This is a genomic window from Empedobacter falsenii, from assembly GCF_013488205.1.
GTDB classification, from domain to species: domain Bacteria; phylum Bacteroidota; class Bacteroidia; order Flavobacteriales; family Weeksellaceae; genus Empedobacter; species Empedobacter falsenii_C.
Genome location: NZ_CP040908.1, coordinates 349708 through 367026, shown reverse-complemented (window position 1 = coordinate 367026; position 17319 = coordinate 349708). Strand labels below are relative to the sequence as shown.

Annotated in this window: 15 protein-coding genes; 12 read left to right on the top strand and 3 right to left on the bottom strand. The window is 31.7% G+C overall.

Features of this window, described 5'->3' with window-relative positions:
* Positions 1-123 precede the first annotated feature (123 nt).
* The 11 genes from panB to FH779_RS01670 all read left to right on the top strand — a co-directional run bounded on the left by panB (position 124) and on the right by FH779_RS01670 (position 12346).
* Positions 124-939 carry a 3-methyl-2-oxobutanoate hydroxymethyltransferase gene (gene panB, locus FH779_RS01720; protein ID WP_180905833.1) on the top strand — a complete coding sequence of 272 codons (816 nt, stop codon included), beginning with the start codon at positions 124-126 and terminating at the stop codon, positions 937-939.
* A 93-nt stretch (positions 940-1032) separates the two neighbouring features.
* Positions 1033-1395, top strand: a complete 363-nt coding sequence (locus FH779_RS01715) for a four helix bundle protein (RefSeq protein ID WP_180905832.1) — start codon at positions 1033-1035, stop codon at positions 1393-1395.
* A gap of 53 nt (positions 1396-1448) precedes the next feature.
* Complete coding sequence (locus FH779_RS01710; RefSeq protein WP_180905831.1) at positions 1449-2132, top strand: RluA family pseudouridine synthase; 684 nt, start codon at positions 1449-1451, stop codon at positions 2130-2132.
* A 24-nt stretch (positions 2133-2156) separates the two neighbouring features.
* Positions 2157-3017 carry a lysophospholipid acyltransferase family protein gene (locus tag FH779_RS01705; protein ID WP_180905830.1) on the top strand — a complete coding sequence of 287 codons (861 nt, stop codon included), beginning with the start codon at positions 2157-2159 and terminating at the stop codon, positions 3015-3017.
* Positions 3018-3029: 12 nt separating this feature from the next.
* Positions 3030-4022 (top strand): glycosyltransferase family 2 protein, encoded by a 993-nt coding sequence (locus tag FH779_RS01700; RefSeq protein ID WP_180905829.1) that lies wholly within the window; start codon positions 3030-3032, stop codon positions 4020-4022.
* Between the two features lie 107 nt (positions 4023-4129).
* Positions 4130-4912, top strand: coding sequence for a GLPGLI family protein (locus FH779_RS01695; protein ID WP_180905828.1), 783 nt, complete (start codon positions 4130-4132; stop codon positions 4910-4912).
* A 71-nt stretch (positions 4913-4983) separates the two neighbouring features.
* Entirely contained in the window at positions 4984-5769 is a 786-nt protein-coding gene (locus FH779_RS01690; RefSeq protein WP_180905827.1) for a GLPGLI family protein, read from the top strand.
* Positions 5770-5867: 98 nt separating this feature from the next.
* Positions 5868-6470, top strand: coding sequence for a bifunctional nicotinamidase/pyrazinamidase (gene pncA, locus FH779_RS01685; RefSeq protein WP_180905826.1), 603 nt, complete (start codon positions 5868-5870; stop codon positions 6468-6470).
* A 140-nt stretch (positions 6471-6610) separates the two neighbouring features.
* Positions 6611-7387 carry a GLPGLI family protein gene (locus tag FH779_RS01680; protein WP_180905825.1) on the top strand — a complete coding sequence of 259 codons (777 nt, stop codon included), beginning with the start codon at positions 6611-6613 and terminating at the stop codon, positions 7385-7387.
* A gap of 96 nt (positions 7388-7483) precedes the next feature.
* Positions 7484-10231, top strand: a complete 2748-nt coding sequence (locus FH779_RS01675) for a TonB-dependent receptor (RefSeq protein WP_038331086.1) — start codon at positions 7484-7486, stop codon at positions 10229-10231.
* Positions 10232-10324: 93 nt separating this feature from the next.
* Positions 10325-12346, top strand: a complete 2022-nt coding sequence (locus FH779_RS01670; RefSeq protein ID WP_038331085.1) for a hypothetical protein — start codon at positions 10325-10327, stop codon at positions 12344-12346.
* Between the two features lie 40 nt (positions 12347-12386).
* Here the strand turns inward: FH779_RS01670 and FH779_RS01665 are convergent, their stop codons facing one another.
* Genes FH779_RS01665 through dapF form a run of 3 tightly spaced genes read right to left on the bottom strand, consistent with a single transcriptional unit; the run spans position 12387 to position 15625 of the window.
* Positions 12387-13787 (bottom strand): FAD-dependent oxidoreductase, encoded by a 1401-nt coding sequence (locus FH779_RS01665; protein WP_180905824.1) that lies wholly within the window; start codon positions 13785-13787, stop codon positions 12387-12389.
* Between the two features lie 29 nt (positions 13788-13816).
* A complete protein-coding gene (gene mltG / locus FH779_RS01660; protein WP_125349426.1) occupies positions 13817-14839 on the bottom strand; it encodes an endolytic transglycosylase MltG in 1023 nt (340 codons plus the stop codon).
* A gap of 9 nt (positions 14840-14848) precedes the next feature.
* On the bottom strand, positions 14849-15625 hold the full coding sequence (dapF, locus tag FH779_RS01655) for a diaminopimelate epimerase (protein ID WP_125349427.1): 777 nt from the start codon (positions 15623-15625) through the stop codon (positions 14849-14851).
* A 163-nt stretch (positions 15626-15788) separates the two neighbouring features.
* Between dapF and FH779_RS01650 the strand changes: the two genes are divergently transcribed.
* The gene (locus FH779_RS01650) at positions 15789-17303 is read left to right on the top strand and encodes a Do family serine endopeptidase (RefSeq protein WP_114998866.1); all 1515 of its coding nucleotides are present in this window, start codon (positions 15789-15791) and stop codon (positions 17301-17303) included.
* The last annotated feature ends 16 nt before the right edge of the window (positions 17304-17319 follow it).

Below are 17319 nucleotides of genomic sequence, written 5' to 3'. Positions count from 1 at the left end.
TATTTCATTTTCAACGAACCGTTTATCTTGTTCTTCATTTGTCAAACTGGAAAAAATATCAGTCAAAATTAGTTCTGTTTTAATATTCAAATTAACTTTACAAAAGTTAAAAATATAAACGTAATGTCTGTAAATAAAGAAATCAAACGTATCACTACCGAAACTGTGCGTAACATGAAATTTACCGGAGAAAAAATTTCGATGTTAACGGCTTACGATTTTACAATCGCTTCGCTTGTAGATGCGGCTGGAACTGAAGTTATTTTAGTTGGTGATTCTGCTGCTAATGTAATGGCTGGTCACGAAACTACTTTGCCAATTACTTTGGATCAAATGATTTACCATGCTCAATGTGTCGTTCGTGGTGCTAAACGCGCTTTGGTTGTCGTTGATTTACCTTTCGGAACTTATCAATCTGATCCGCAAAAAGCCTTAGAATCTTCTGTTCGAATCATGAAAGAATCTGGTGCACATGCGATCAAATTAGAAGGTGGAAAAGAAATCGAAGAATCTATTCGTCGTATCGTAAATGCTGGTATTCCTGTTATGGGACATTTAGGTCTTACGCCACAATCTATTTACCAATTTGGTTCGTATAAAGTACGTGCAAAAGAAGATGCGGAAGCAGAAAAATTAATTAGTGATGCTAAATTATTAGAAGAATTAGGATGTTTTTCATTAGTAATGGAAAAAATTCCAGCCGATTTAGCTGCTAAAGCAACAGCCTCTGTTAATATTCCAACAATCGGAATTGGTGCAGGTGCAGGTTGCGACGGTCAAGTTTTAGTTGTACATGATATGTTGGGATTAAACAACGAATTCAAACCAAAATTTGTTCGTAAATATTTAAACTTAGAAGATCAAATTCACCAAGCAATTGGACAATATGTTGCGGATGTAAAATCGGGCGACTTTCCAAATGCGAATGAACAATATTAGAAATTAAGGTTAAGGTTGAGATTGAGGAAAAGACAAAACTCAATCTTAACCTCTTTCTAAACTTAATCTTAGTCTAAACCTTAAACTTACCACATGCCTTATCACGATTTCACAGAAATGCCAATTTGGATAAAAGCAATGAATATCGCTGTTCAAGTTTTTGAGTTAAGTTCAAATTTACCTCGAACAGAAGATTATGGGTTAACATCACAAATAAGACGTTCTGCAGAAAGTATTTCAGCAAATATTGCTGAAGGTTTTGGCAAATCTAGTATTAATGATAAAGTTAAATATTATGAAATCGCAAAAGGTTCGGCTTTCGAAACAAAATCTCATTTGTATTATGGACAGAAAGTTGGATATTTTAACGAAAACACAATAAATCTTCTTCTTGAAGAATTAAATGCTACAATTTTTGAGATTAATAAACTCAAAAAAGCATTAAAAATTAAATAAATTCTAATTAATTAGGTTGACTTTCTCTAAGTCTAAACCTTATTCTCAATAACATGAATCCAGAAATTTTATTCGAAGATAATCATTTGTTAATTATTAACAAAAAAGCAGGCGAATTAGCACAAGGAGACGAAACAGGCGACATTCCACTTATCGATAGTCTAAAGGACTATATAAAAAACCGCGATAACAAACCTGGAAATGTTTTCTTAGGATTAGTTCACCGTTTGGATCGTCCAACTTCTGGTGTGTTGATTTTTGTTAAAACTTCGAAAGCCTTAACGCGTATGAACGAAATGTTTCAGAAACGAAACATTGACAAAGTTTATCGCGCGATTGTACAGAGTAAACCTCCAAAAGACTTCGAAAGATTGGAACATTATCTAAAGAAAAATCCAAAAAATAATAAAACAACGGTTTATTCTAAACCAACGCCTGATGCTAAAAAAGCAATTTTAGAATACACCTATTTAGGCGCTTTGGATACTTTTCATTGTGTCGAAGTGAAGTTATTTACAGGTCGTTCGCATCAAATTCGCGCACAACTTTCTTCGGTTGGTTGTCCTATCAAAGGCGATTTGAAATACGGTGCTAAACGTTCTAATCCTGATGGAAGCATTTGTTTACATGCGCATCGCATTACATTTGAGCATCCTGTAAAAAAAGAAGAAATAACAATCGTAGCTCCAGTGCCGAAAGATGTAATTTGGCAAGCAACGAACAAATTTAATTCGTAAATTTGTCGCTTATTTGTTTGTCGAATGAACAGCATTTTTTATTTCATAATTTTTCAAATTTCGCGTTTACCTCTTTCGGTTTTATACAGGTTTTCGGATTTTCTGTTCTTTCTGTTGTACACGGTTATTGGTTATAGAAGACGTGTCATTAGAACAAATTTAGAAAACTCTTTTCCCAAAAAATCTCAGGAAGAAATCAAAGCTATTCACAAAAAATTCTATGCAAATTTTTGTGATTATTTGGTCGAAACTTTAAAAAGTTTTTCTATTTCTCAAGAAGAATTGGACAAACGATTTACATATTCTAATCTCGACGTTTTTAATGAAATAAAAACTGAAAAACGAGATGTCATGATGATGTGTGGGCATATTTTCAATTGGGAATGGTTTATTGGAACGGTGAAACATTTACCAACAAAAGAAAGTGCAGCTGTTTATCATAAAATTCGAAATCCTTTTTGGAACGATAAAATCAACGCTATGCGTGGGCGTTTCGGAACAAAAGCATTGGACATGAAAGATGTGTTGCGTTTTATGATGAAAGCTCCAAATGATGGAGAATTAGCGTATTTATTTGTTGCTGATCAAAGTCCAAAACAATCAGCTGTTCACTATTTTATTGATTTCCTGAATCAGAGAACGCCTGTTTTTAATGGTTTTGATAAAATTGCACGCCGCAAAGATATGGCTGTTGTCTTTTGTCAAACCGAAAAAATAAAACGCGGTCATTATCACACAACTTTTATTCGACTACAACCTCAACAAGATAAATTTGAAGAAAATGAAATTGTTCATCAATTTTTTCATCATTTAGAACAAACCATTCAACAACATCCAGATAATTGGCTTTGGAGCCACAAACGTTGGAAATATGCCGATTTGTAATTTTAAATATTCATGAAAACAGCAATTGCAATCCTAAATTGGAATGGCGAAAAATTATTGCCTCAATTTTTACCTTCAGTTATTAACAATTCTAAAAATGCAACAATTTATGTAATTGATAATGCGTCGACTGACAATTCAATCGAATTGTTGACAACTCAGTTTCCTTCTGTCAAAATCATTCAGAACAAAGGAAATTATGGTTTTGCACAAGGCTATAACGAAGGTTTAAAACAAATTGATGTAGAATATTTCTGTTTATTAAATTCGGATGTCGAAGTAACTGAGAATTGGATAGAACCAATTGAAAAGTTATTCGATAATAATTCTGATATTGCGGCTATTCAACCCAAAATATTAGACTACAAAAACAAAGAATATTTTGAATATGCTGGTGCCGGAGGAGGTTTCATCGATAAGTTTGGTTATCCATTTTGTCGCGGACGTGTTTTTTCAACTTTAGAAAAAGATAACGGACAATATAATGATTCCACACAAATTTTTTGGGCAACTGGCGCAAGCTTATTTATTCGAAAAAAAGATTTCTTTGAACAAAATGGTTTTGACGAAGAATTCTTTGCACACATGGAAGAAATCGACTTGTGTTGGCGATTAAACAATACTGGACGAAAAATTTATTATTGTGGAGAATCGACTGTTTATCATTTGGGCGGTGCAACTTTGGATAAAGCCAATCCAAAAAAATGGTATCTAAATTACCGAAATAGTTTGTGGATGATGCTTAAAAATCTACCTGCAAACAAACTTTTTCCAATGCTTTTCACACGTCTTTCCATGGATGGAATTGCCGCTGTTGCCTTTTTACCAAAACAAGGACTTCCACATGTTTGGGCCGTTTTCTTATCGCATATGCATTTTTATTTTGGCTTTATAAAAATGTATAAAAAACGTCAAAAGCATCAAATTAAAAACTATTCTGATAAAGAATTATTGCCTTTTCAGTATTTTATCAAAAAACGTCAATACTTTAAGGATTTAAAATAATCTGTCTTCAAATATTAAATCATTTCTTAAAATTTCTATAATTTTTTTAATTCTATTATTGTAGAATATAAAAATATTACTATCATTGTACAACAAATCAAACTACAATGAAAAAATTATTTACATTATTTACTTATTGCGTTCTACTTACAACTTCGTCTTTTGCACAAAAACTTGAAGTGAATTATCAAGAAATTGTAAAAGTAAATGCAGAAGAATTTAAAGGTTCTGTAAAATTTTCTACAAATGGTAAAGAAAGCCAAATTCCGACTGATGTCTACAATGACATGATTAAGAATATGCAAGAACCAAAAGATTTTATCTTAACAATCAATGAAAACGAATCGTCTTACAATAAAGTTGAAAAAATAGATAATCAACAAGGAGGAAACGGAATGAGAGTTTCGATGAGTTTTGGAGATTCAGGAAATGGGTTGTTCAAGAATTTGAATACAAAAGAATATTTGAAAAGTGTAAAATCATTTGACAAAACTTATACAATAAAAGATAAATTAACTGAATACAAATGGCAATTGACACGCGAAACAAAGAAATTAATTGGTTTTGATGTCAAAAAAGCAATCGCAATTGTGGATAGCACAACAACTGTAACTGCATGGTATACTCCAAGTATTGCGATAAAAGATGGACCTGGAGTTTACAATGGTTTACCCGGGTTGATATTAGAAGTAGAAATCAAAAATTCAAAAAATAAAGGAATAGAAAGCAGTATTATTCGCGCAACAGAAGTCAAAGAAATCCCAAACCTCAAACCAATCGAAAAACCAAAAGATAAGAATACAATCACCAACGAAGAATATAAAGCGTTGAGTGCAAAAGCCATGGAAAGATTAAAACAGATGAGTTCTGAAGGTGTGAGTAAGGATTAAAGAAAATATTTTTTATCAATCGTTAAACATTTCATACAATTTCTTGTCTAAGAACTATAAGCACATTTAAAATGAAAAAAATAATTTCAGTTTTTGTTTTACTATTTAGTTTTTCGGCCTTTGCGCAACAAGAAAAAGTAGAAGTTTCGTACACAACACGTATCATTTTACCAGACGATTTTACGTTTCAACCTCCTAGTGGTGGTAATGGACGTACGATGCCAAAAGAAATGCAAGAGCAATTCAAGAAAAACATTCAAGAGCCGCAAGAAGCTAAGTTGACTATTTTGGGAGACGAATCCTTGTATAAAATGGTTGAAAAAATATCAAATGATCAAAGTCAAGGATTACGAGGTCCACGTGGTGGCGGGATGCGAATGATGTCGATGAATGGAGATAATATTTATAAAAATAGTACAAATCATTTGCTTTTAAAAGAGCAAAACATGATGGGGAAAAGTTATGTTGTGAAAGATTCTTTGCAAAATTTTGATTGGAAATTAACACGCGAAACGAAAACAATTTTAGGCAACGAAGCCAAAAAAGCAACTGCTATTATTGATAGTGTTCAAACAACAGTTTGGTACATTCCAACGTTGAAATATAAAACTGGTCCAGAAAATTATTGGGGATTACCAGGTTTAATCGCAGAAGTACAAACAGAGATTAACAGAGGAATGTTTAAAGGTTCTAAAATTATTTCTTTGACAGATATCAAAACATCAACAAATACAAAACCAATCGAAAAACCAAAAGATAAAGGTGCTATTTCGCAAACAGAATTTGATAAATTGATGCAAGAACAACGCTCACGTTTCGAAGAAATGAGAAATTCTGGCGTAAATAAACGAGATTAAGGTTTCTTAAAATTCGATTAATTTTCATAAAAATTGGTTCAATTTCATATTATAAAACTTATATTTAATTCTAAATTAATCTTAAGAAATAAAATACTATGAAAGCTTTAATCATCGTAGATATGCAGTACGATTTTTTACCAGGAGGTTCGTTGGCTGTGAATGATGGAGATAAAATTATCGAACGCATAAACAAATTGCAAGAAAAGTATGATGTTGTTGTGGCAACGCAAGATTGGCATCCAGCAAATCACAAAAGTTTTGCTTCTCAACACACAGATAAACAACCTTTTGATGTAATCGAATTAGGTGGAAATCGTCAAGTTTTATGGCTAGATCATTGTGTACAAGGCACTAAAGGAGCTGAAATACACAAAGATATCAAGCAAAATAAAATAAGTGCAATCATCCGAAAAGGTATGAATCCAGAAGTTGATTCGTATAGTGCTTTTTTTGATGTGAATAAAAAGAATCCAACAGGGCTAAATGGATTTTTGAAAGATCATAATGTAACAAGTGTATACATATGCGGTTTAGCAGCAGATTATTGTGTGTATTATACAGCAAAAGATGCTTTAGCATTGGGATATACAACATATATTTTAGAAGGAACAACAAAGGCTATTAACCAAGAACTTTTTGATGAATTGAAAGAAGATTTTATCAAAAAAGGTGGAAATGTCTCGACGTATTTATTATAAAAAAATAATAAATTGCTAGATAAAAATGTCATTTGAAAATCCTTAACTTTTTGAATGACATTTTATTTTTTAGAATAAATTCAAAAAACATCTGTAACATTAATCTACAAAAGCAGACTAATTAGACAAATACAACAATTATGAAAAAAGCAATCTTAACATTTGCCTTAGGAATTATCACAACTACAGTTTCTATCGCACAAGACAATAAAACACAAAATATCGATGCAACTTATGTTTGCGAAATGAAATTGGATTATGACAAAACAATGGCACAAGTTCCTCAACAATATCGTTCACAAGTTGGCCCAATGTTAAAAGCTGAAATTGATGCGGGTGTTTTCATGAATTATTTCTTAAAAAGTAATTCAAAACAATCAACTTTTGTATTAGAACAAAAAGTAGGAAATGCTCAATCTCAAGGAGGAATGATTGCCCAACAAATGGCAACTTTCGATAATAAACCAACTTATAAAGACTTTACTGTAACTCCAAATTTGTATTACAAAGAAGTTGATATGGGGACAAAACAATATTTGATTAAAGATCAAATTCCTGATTACAAATGGAAAATTTCTCGTGAGAAAACTGATATTGCTGGATATAAAGCAACAAAAGCAGAAGGTGTTATGATGGATTCTATTCCTGTAACGGCTTGGTTTGCTCCAGAAATTCCAATAAAAGATGGACCAACTTCTTTAGCTGGCTTACCTGGTTTAATTGTAAAAGCTCAATTTGATTACCAAGGAACAACAATGATTTTCACATTAAAAGAATTAAAACTTTCGGATAAAGAATTAAAAGTTAACATTCCTACAAAAGGTGAAACTGTAACGCATAATCAATTCATGAAAATTATGGAAGATATGCAGAAAAAGATGAAAGAAATGATGAATAGCGGTGTAGACACCCAATAATTCATTAAACAAAATATAAAACACATCTGTTTCTAACACATAAATAGATGTGTTTTACAAAAAACTCTATTTTGAGTCATCAACTAAAAAATACATATGAAGAAATTACTCTATCTAATTTTATTTACTTCTGCTGCTCAAATCTCATTTGCACAAGAATGTAAATTGAAAGGATCTGTTGCAAATGATGCTGGAATTCCTGTTACAGATGCTTCTGTCTCTATTTTTGATAGTAAAAACGAAGGAAAAGGTTTTGTTTTTACAAGTAACATGGGTGAATTTGAATTCAAATTGCCATGTGGACAAAAATATGATATCGAAATTGAGCAAGCTGGTTACGAAACATATGTAGAAAATGTTGATTTGACTGAAAATGTCAACAAAAAAATAAAGCTTAAACAAGGAAAAGAAATTTCTTTAAAAGAAACAATTGTAAAAGCTCAACAAGCAATCAAAGTAAAAGGTGATACAATTGAGTTTGATGCAGATTCTTTCAAAGTTGGAAATGAGGAAACATTAGAAGATATTCTTAAAAAATTACCTGGAATTGAAGTTCAAAATGGAAAGGTAATGTACAAAGGTAAACCTATGTCGCAAGTAACAGTTGGTGGACGTGAAGTTTTGGGTGGTAACGAAAAATTATTGAACAAAAATTTACCTTCGGATGCGGTTTCTAAAATTCAATTAAATACAAAGTTCAAATCAAATCCTTTTGCTTCTTCATTACAAGAAGATGACGAACAATTCTCGTTAAACATCGAACTAAAAGATGATATGAAACGTCTTGCATTTGGTAATGTGACGTTAGGTGGAGATGCGGACAAACATACAGATGCGCAAGCAAAAATTTTCTATTTCTCAGAAAAAACGGACGGAACTTTAATCAATGATTTTAATACATTCGGAAAACAAGTTTTTGATCAAGATGATTATATGAGCTTCTTTGGTGGATATTCTGAATTTAATTCTGAAGGAAGTATTTATTCATTAAGAGGAAATTCGAACAATCTAAACCTGATGACAAAAAATGATGCGCCGAGTATGAATACCTATAATGGTGCTGTGCATTTTGGTGTTGAACCAAATAAGAAATTAAAAATCTCTGGTTTTGGTTTACTTAACACCAATAATATTCGTTACAATTCTAAATCAGAACGTTATTATAATAACATCGAAACACCTTATACAACCGTCGATCAGGAACAAAATAAGAGCAATATTTTGATGGGAATGTCGCGTTTGCGTTTAGATTATAATCCGAATGATAAAGGACAAATTAAATATCGCTTAAATTTTAATTATTTGGATAGCGAAAACGAGCAATTGGTTGATAGCTATTATAACGATCAAAAAAATAGCTTTAGAAATGTAAATTCTGAACAGAAGAATTACTCTTTATCACAAACTTTATCTTACATCCGTAAAGTTGGACGCGATGATAATGTTGGTTTATATTTCCGTCATCAATATCAAAAAGATACGCCAGATTACAATGTTTTATCAACAGCAAATCCGTTCTCATCTTTTAATTTGTTCAAAAATTTATCTCAAGTAAATAATCAATATAATATCAATCAAGATCAAAACTTTGTTTTGAATACTGTTCAATTATATGGAATCTACAATCACTTGTTGACAAATACATCTAACCTTAAAGTAAAAGTTGGAACAAATTTTAGTACGCAAGATTTTGAGAATAAAATCTATGATTTTCAAAAATTAATGAATGATAATTCATTAATTAGTAATACAGATTTAGATTACAACGAGACCTTTGCTGATGTAACGTTGACAAAGAAACTAGGAAACTTTCAAGTAGATGCGGGAGCTGGAGTTTCATTCTTTAATGAAAAATCGAAATACCAAGATGGTGAAAAACTAAATCGTTCGGAAACGAAATTTTTACCTCACCTGAATTTGCAATACAAGTTCAACAATGCAACAAATGTTCGCGCAAGTTATACACAAAACTATAGCTATCCGTACACAAAAGATTTTAATGACTCGTATACCATTCAAAGTTATCAATCGATTTTCTATGGAAATAGAAACTTAAGACAAGCTTTGACACATACAGCAAGTCTTAATTTTAGTCATTTTAACTCGTTCACATTCTTTAATATTTTTGCGAATTTGAGTTATACGTTACAAGAAAAAAGTATACAAACACAATCTGTTTTAAACCGTGATTTTATCATCTCTGGAAACGATACAATTGTAAATAACTATCAGTTCAATACCTTGATTAATTCTGGTAGTAACCAAGAAACTTATTCAGGATATTTCATGATTGGAAAACGTTTTGCTAAATGGTACAATGCACGATTAACAGGAAATATTTCTACTTCTAATTATTATACCATTACACGAAATATTGAATATGAAAATGGAGTTGTTAAAAATGATGATTTGAAGGATGTTAACAATAAAAGTTTTAATCAAACTTATAATTTAGAGAACTCATTTACATTCAAAAAGAAATTTGAATTGAAGGCTGGGGTTAATTTAAACCTTAGTAAATATCAATCATTATCTGAACAGAAATTTACGAACTGGCGTCCATATGGGGAAGCCGCTTGGTCCGCTACAAGTAAATTATTAATTCAGACCGATTTCTCTTATCGTTTACAATACCGTGATGGAGTAGAAATAAACACAGCAAAAGAGTGGAATGCTTCTGCACGATATAATATTGCGAAGAAAACTTATTTAACTCTTACAGGTGGAAACTTATTAGGAAACAACGTAATTGTTTCGAATGGATTTAGTAATAACTATATTGAAACTACAACTAAAAATGTTTTGGGAAGATATTTTATCGTGAGTTTACGATATAAGTTCTAAATCATAAAATTTATCTGAACGCGTCTACAAAGTAGACGCGTTTTTTTATAAATAATTTTTGTACTTTTAATCTAATCAACTAAAAATAAATAGATGGAAAACCATACTACCGAAATTTATAAAATTATTCAACCAGAAAATTGGACAAAGAGTTTAACAGACGAACAAATTATTGAACTTTCTAAAGAAACTGATTTCTCGAAAAATATTTTAGATGAAGGACGAGATTATTGTTACTTTTTGGACAAAAAATTTTATGTAACACGTGAAAAACATATCGAGTATGTTAACATGTCTTACACCTTAACTGATCCTGCAAATTTAGAAAAAGCTTCTACATTCGATACAATTGTCGAAGAAAACGAAATTTATTTGATTCATAGAATTTCTGTGATTCGTGATGGAGAATTAATTAATAAATTAGCAGATATCACTATAAAAGTTTTGGATAACGAAAATGATAGCGGTTCTGGCGTAATCAACAAAAGCAAAAAAATTAATATTTCGATCAAAGATTTGCGTTTATATGATATTCTTGTATTGGAAGATGCAAGAGAAAAAATATTTACTGACAAAGATTTTGTCCGCAAAGAATACAGCCGTTATTTATGGGTTAGCCCTGATTCGTATTGGGCATATGGAAATTATACGTTCGAATTAATCAATGAGCGTGATGATGAATTTGTTTACAAGAAAAACTTCTTCCGTGACGAAAATGGAAATGTAATCGAAGCAGAAACAGGAACAATTCCTTCTGGCGGTTCTTTCGTTTTTGAGTTAGTAAATTATCTTAATCCAACAGATCCAAATCGCGAGATTTTTCCTTACATCGATTTTGCAACAAAAAGCACCTGGGAAAAGCTTTCAAACTTTATTTCGCCTTATTACGAAGAAGTGCTTAACAAAGCAAATCTTGAAAGTTTCGCACCAAATCTGATTGAGAAATTAAATGAATTTTCTGACATCGAAGATAAAATTGAATATGCGATAGAATATGTTCAAAACCATATTTATTATATCTACAATGCTGATGAAATGAGCGGTCACAAACCTCAAGAAGCAGAAGTAACTTATGCGAATAAACAAGGAGATTGCAAGGCAAAATCTATTTTATTGAAAGTTATTTTTGATTATCTAGGATTAGAATCTTCAATCATTTTACTGAATTATAATACTGATTTCTATTTCAAATATTATCTCCCATCGTTGTTGGCTTTCAATCATGTGATTGTAAAAGTGAAACATAATAATGAGACATATTACGTTGATGCAACAATGCGTAATGAGTATGGTTACTTAGAAAATAGAAGCTTTATTTATTTTGCGCATTATTTAGAAATTAAACCAAATCAGACCTTACAAATTCGCGAACCTTACAAATTTCCTAAGTTTTGTATAGATGAAAAAGTCAGTGTAGCGGCAAAAGGAAACGAAGGTTATTTAGAATCTGAATCGATTTATCGTTACAATCGTGCAAATAATATGCGCCGATATTTCAAGAATACCAACAAGCGAGAAATTATTGATAGTTGGAATAGTTTCTTTTATTATGCGTTAAATTATAGTGCAGATCGCCCTGAAATGGATTTGAGAGAAATTTTTAAAGACACTTCTATTGAAATTGTTTCGGATGATAAAAAGCTGAACGAATTAACGATAAAATATAAAGCACGAATCGAGAATCCATATTTTAAAGATAAAGTGACAAATGAACGCTTCTTGATGTTCTTTGATCGAAATATCCCGAAGAATAATGTGAGAGATTTTATTCACGAAGACGCAAGTTTTTGGCATAATTTCGATAGTGAAAAGTATGAAATCAACTTATCAACCGATCAAAAAATTGATACAAAAGAAAAGTATACGATTCAAGAATCGACGATTAATGATAAATATTTCACCTACTCAAGTAGAAAGAAAATTACAGCAAGTGGAGGAAGTGCTTACATTGAATACAATCCTTCGACAAATCATGAAATTACGATGGAAAATTTCGAGGAATTCCGAAATAATCATTACACAATTGCAGATAGTAATTACGGTTTAGGTATTGATATTATCGAATCAGGATTAATGAATATGCTAAAATTTAAGATGAAAAAAGCTTTCAAATAATCAATCAAAAACTCCTGAAAAATAATTTTCAGGAGTTTTTTTATTTAATCACTTGTGGATAATCAAACAAATTATTTGGATCATATTTCTTTTTCAACTTTTGCAAACGAACCAAATTATTTCCGAAATAAGCATTATTTGCATCAGGAAAATTGATATCTGGATAATTTCGGTACTGTTTTACATTTCCAAGATTTCTTAATAATTGTTGCACTTCTTCAAATGATTTTGTTAACTTTTCTTCTTGCGAAGGCAAATCCCAATATGCTTGTAATTCGCTCAAATAATTAATATCACGATGTGGATAAGCAGAATCTGAAGCTTTGACTTCATTGATTCTTCCTCCCAAAGTATTGATCTGATAAATCATTCCTTTAGAAGCAACAACTTTTGCAAAAATATCTTCCAAACCTTTTTCTATATCTTCAATTCCTGTGTACAAACCAGCCGAAGAATTTTTGAAATAAATTGGTTCTGTTACGCCATAATAATTTTTGAGTGCAGCAGCCAGATTTCTATTTTTCATCGGTTTGTAATCATTCGCTAGAGGAATTAAACTCGAAAATGTTTTCTCAAAATCTGTTTGATTTGCTGCAAAATTGGTAAATAAAATCGTTAAAAATTTTCCATTCAACACAAAAGCAGAAAAAGCTTCGTTCGGTAACTTTTCCGTTGTTTGGAACCAAATCCGAATCAATTTGACAAATTTATCAGAAGTCAAATTATTAAACTTCATGCGATATCCACTGAAAGATTGTGGCGCAGGATAAGTTTTGAAATGTAATTCCGTCACAACTCCAAAATTTCCATTTCCTCCGCCTTTACACGCCCAAAGTAAATCTGGATCTTTATCAGAATCAATTGTATTTCCTTTGTAATCGATCATTTTTACACGAAGCAAATTATCACAGGTCAAACCATATTTCCGACTAAAAAAACCATAGCCACCGCCCAAAGTCAAACCTCCAATAGCGACAGTTCCACACGAACCAGCTGGAATAATTCTTTTCTTAGGTAAAAAATTCGCATAAATCTCTTGCAACAAACAAGCTGGTTGTAATTTCACTTTATTCTCTTGCAACCACGTAATTTTGTTCATCAATCCAAGGTGAATCAACAATCCATTATCAACATTCGAAAAACCTTCAAAACTATGTCCTCCACTTCGAATGGCAATTTTTAGTTTCTTTTCGTTTGCTAATGCAATTGCTTTTTTAATTCCAGTTTCCGATTTACAAACTGCTATAATCTTCGGGAATTTCTCAATTCTTTTGTTGAATGATTTTCGGTATTGATCATATTTTGCATCATCTTTTGTCAAGATTATTAAATCATCATCCAAAAAATCATCAAACGAATAAAAAGACATAAAAAAAATTCCTAAACTACCTGTACCAAGCAGTTTTAGGAATTCTCTTTTTGTATAATTTAGTTGTTTCATCGCTAAAATTGGTTTAGCTAAAGATACAACTATTTGATATTATTCTCTTTTAACCAGTTTCTATAATTCTCAGCATTTTTCAAATGTTCCTGATAATCATTGGTATAAATGTGGTAACCTGGTTTTTTAGGATCTGCAACAAAGAAAATAAAATCGTGATTTGCTGGTGATAAAACCGCATCAATTGCTCCTAAATTTGGTAAACAAATTGGTGCTGGTGGCAAACCTTTGTTACGATAAGTGTTGTACGCATTCGACGACCACGTCCATTTTTTGTACACACGTTGCACTTTTTGATCCCAACCATTTTCCATTTTATATGCATAAATAGAAGTTGGATCGGCTTCTAAACGCATATCTTTTGCCAAACGATTCATATATGCTCGTGCAACCTTTTGTTGTTCATCCATATTATCAGACGATTCTAATTGAACAATAGATGCTAATGTTGTAACTTGTAAAGGTGTCATGTTAAGCGCTTTTGCTTTTGCTAAACGTTCTGCATTCCATACTTTGTCGTGTTGCGCTACCATTTTATCAACAAATTTTTCTGGTGTTAATCCCCAATACACGAAATACGTTTCTGGAATGAAATATTGCTTTACCGTTTCGTCGTTTAACGTTGTATCGTTTTTTTCTTTCACAAAATCACGAATAGCTGTCAAAACTTCGATAGAATCCATATCAATTTGTTTGGAAACTGATCCCGCCAAATGGTAAATTGTTGGTTCATTTTTGATACGAAGTTTCACTTCTTCTTGCTCTCCTCCTTGCAAACGATCAATAATATCGCGGTTAGAATCTGAGCTTGAGATTTTATATTTTCCAGATTTTATCGTTGCTGGATAATCTGCATCTTCTGCATATTGTTTGAACAATTTTTCATCCTTCAAAAATGGTTTTAAAGAATCTAAAACTTGCTCAAATTTAGCTCCACGAGAGATATAGATATAACCATCTTTGGTTGCATTTCCTTTGAAACCGTCTATAAATGTACATCCTACAAATGCGAATGAACAGATTAATATTAATACTAAATTTAATTTTTTCATTGGATTGAATTAAATTTCAATTTCACCTTCAAAAACTTTTACTGCTGGTCCATTTAACCAAACATTGACAAAGTTATGATTATTTTCTTCAAAATTTACAGATAAATCTCCTCCCATTGCTTTTACTTTGATATCTTTTTTGTCTACCAAATTTTTAACATAAGCAGAAATCGCAGCAGCTGTAATTCCTGTTCCGCAAGCCAAGGTTTCGTCCTCAACTCCACGTTCATATGTACGTATCGTAAGACTTTTATCTGGCATTACTTCAACAAAATTTACATTAGAACCTTTCTCAAAATAGGGCGCTCCATTGCGAATCGCTTTTCCTTTTTTATAAACATTAACATCTTTTACATTTTCCACAAATTCTACGTGATGCGGCGAACCTGTGTTCATAAATAAATATTTGTCGTGATCTTCTACTTCATTTACATCAATCATCTGTAAACGAATAACTTCTTGATCTACGATACCATGATGCAAACCATCAATCGCATTAAATGTCATTTTGTCATTAGCCACATCCAAATCATTTGCAAATCGAATAATACAACGTCCTCCGTTTCCGCACATTGTACTTTCGTTTCCATCCGAATTGAAATACACCATTCTGAAGTCTGAATTTTCATCATTTTGTAACAAAATCAAACCATCAGCTCCTATCCCAAAATTACGATCACATAGCCTATTAATCAATTCTGTAGAGATTGGAAACGTTTTTTCTCGATCATCAATCATGACAAAATCATTCCCAGCTCCTTGGTATTTATAAAATTTTAATTTCAACTTCTTAAATTTTAAACAAAGTAAAGACATTTTTGTCACTCTTAACTAATGTTATAAAAGATTTATAATATAGTGTTAACATGCGTTAAACGGTTTGAAATGTTAAAATTTTGGTCTTAAATTTGATTTAATCTAAAAACATTAAAAACTTATATAATTAAAGATGAAAAAATATACAGGATACTTATTAGTTGGATTAGTGAGCTCTATGACAACTATGGGAGGTTTTTATTTGATGAACGAAAATGGAAGTAATCCATTTATTACAAATGCGAGTAATCAGAAAAACGGAGACTTTGAATTTGTAGATTATAAAGGAAATTATGGATATGATGCGCCAAATTTTGTGCAGGCATCTAACAAAGCAGTACATACGGTTGTGAGTATCAAAAATTATTCGAATCAAAGACAGCAACAACAACAGCAATTCTTTGATCCTTTTGATTTCTTTTTCGGGCAACCAGAACAACAACAAAGAGGAAGACAACAGCAACCAGATCAAGATCAACCATCTGGAATGGGTTCTGGTGTAATTATTTCACAAGATGGTTACATTGTTACAAATAATCACGTGATACAAGGTGCTTCTAAAATTGAAGTGACTTTGAATAATCAAAAAAGTTATATTGCCGAATTAGTTGGTACTGATCCAAGTACAGATATTGCCTTATTGAAAATTAGCGAAAAAGGTTTACCATTCACAAAATTTGTCGATTCTGATGCGATTAATGTTGGAGATTGGGTGTTAGCAGTTGGTAATCCATTTGGATTGACATCTACTGTTACAGCAGGTATTGTTTCGGCAAAAGGTCGTAGCATTAATATTTTAGGTAAAAATTCTGAATCACCAATCGAGTCGTTTATTCAAACCGATGCAGCGATTAATCCAGGAAACTCTGGTGGTGCTTTGGTGAATGCAAACGGAGATTTAATTGGTATCAATACAGCTATTTCTTCGCCAACAGGAGCTTATTCTGGTTACGGATTTGCTGTTCCTGCAAACTTGGTAAAAAAAGTTGTTGAGGATATTAAATCGTACGGAATTGTACAACGTGGATATTTAGGTATCAAAGGTTTTGATTTATCGAATGAAGATGCTGTAAAACAATATAACAAACAGTTCAAAAAGAACATTAAAACCGATAATGGAGTAATGGTAACTGAATTGGTTGCTAAAGGATCTGCAATTGATTCTGGAATCGAAGAAGGAGACATCATTACAGCTGTAGATGGAAAACCAATTACATCTTTCTCTTCGTTATCGTTCATCGTAGGAAGCAAACGTCCTGGTGACAATGTTGCGCTTACTGTAAGACGTGGAAACTCTGAGAAAACATACAACATTACATTGAAAGATGCTAAAGGAAGCACTAAAGTGAGAAGCAAATCTGACTTAACGCCAACTGAAGTTCTTGGAGCAGAATTTGAGCCATTAACAGAACGTCAAAAAGATAGTTTCGGAATTAATTATGGTGTGATGGTAAAACATCTTGATAATTCAGGAAAATTAGCTGCAGCAGGTGTTCAAGAAGAATTTATTATCTTATCGATCAATGATAAAAATGTAAGTTCACAAGACGATATCGAAAAAATATTAAAAAATTATAAAGGTCGCGTATCAATTAAATTTGCAGATTATTACGGACGAATCTATACAAAAGGATTCACGATGGATTAAAATTTTGAGTCGATTT

Excerpts from the sequence above, each read along its gene's own strand:
- FH779_RS01705 (WP_180905830.1), top strand. The coding sequence starts at position 2,157 with ATGAACAGCATTTTTTATTTCATAATTTTTCAAATTTCGCGTTTACCT.
- FH779_RS01710 (WP_180905831.1), top strand. The coding sequence starts at position 1,449 with ATGAATCCAGAAATTTTATTCGAAGATAATCATTTGTTAATTATTAAC.
- FH779_RS01670 (WP_038331085.1), top strand. The coding sequence starts at position 10,325 with ATGGAAAACCATACTACCGAAATTTATAAAATTATTCAACCAGAAAAT.
- FH779_RS01690 (WP_180905827.1), top strand. The coding sequence starts at position 4,984 with ATGAAAAAAATAATTTCAGTTTTTGTTTTACTATTTAGTTTTTCGGCC.
- FH779_RS01675 (WP_038331086.1), top strand. The coding sequence starts at position 7,484 with ATGAAGAAATTACTCTATCTAATTTTATTTACTTCTGCTGCTCAAATC.
- FH779_RS01650 (WP_114998866.1), top strand. The coding sequence starts at position 15,789 with ATGAAAAAATATACAGGATACTTATTAGTTGGATTAGTGAGCTCTATG.
- mltG (WP_125349426.1), bottom strand. The coding sequence starts at position 14,839 with ATGAAAAAATTAAATTTAGTATTAATATTAATCTGTTCATTCGCATTT.
- pncA (WP_180905826.1), top strand. The coding sequence starts at position 5,868 with ATGAAAGCTTTAATCATCGTAGATATGCAGTACGATTTTTTACCAGGA.
- FH779_RS01715 (WP_180905832.1), top strand. The coding sequence starts at position 1,033 with ATGCCTTATCACGATTTCACAGAAATGCCAATTTGGATAAAAGCAATG.
- FH779_RS01665 (WP_180905824.1), bottom strand. The coding sequence starts at position 13,787 with ATGAAACAACTAAATTATACAAAAAGAGAATTCCTAAAACTGCTTGGT.
- FH779_RS01680 (WP_180905825.1), top strand. The coding sequence starts at position 6,611 with ATGAAAAAAGCAATCTTAACATTTGCCTTAGGAATTATCACAACTACA.
- FH779_RS01695 (WP_180905828.1), top strand. The coding sequence starts at position 4,130 with ATGAAAAAATTATTTACATTATTTACTTATTGCGTTCTACTTACAACT.
- FH779_RS01700 (WP_180905829.1), top strand. The coding sequence starts at position 3,030 with ATGAAAACAGCAATTGCAATCCTAAATTGGAATGGCGAAAAATTATTG.
- panB (WP_180905833.1), top strand. The coding sequence starts at position 124 with ATGTCTGTAAATAAAGAAATCAAACGTATCACTACCGAAACTGTGCGT.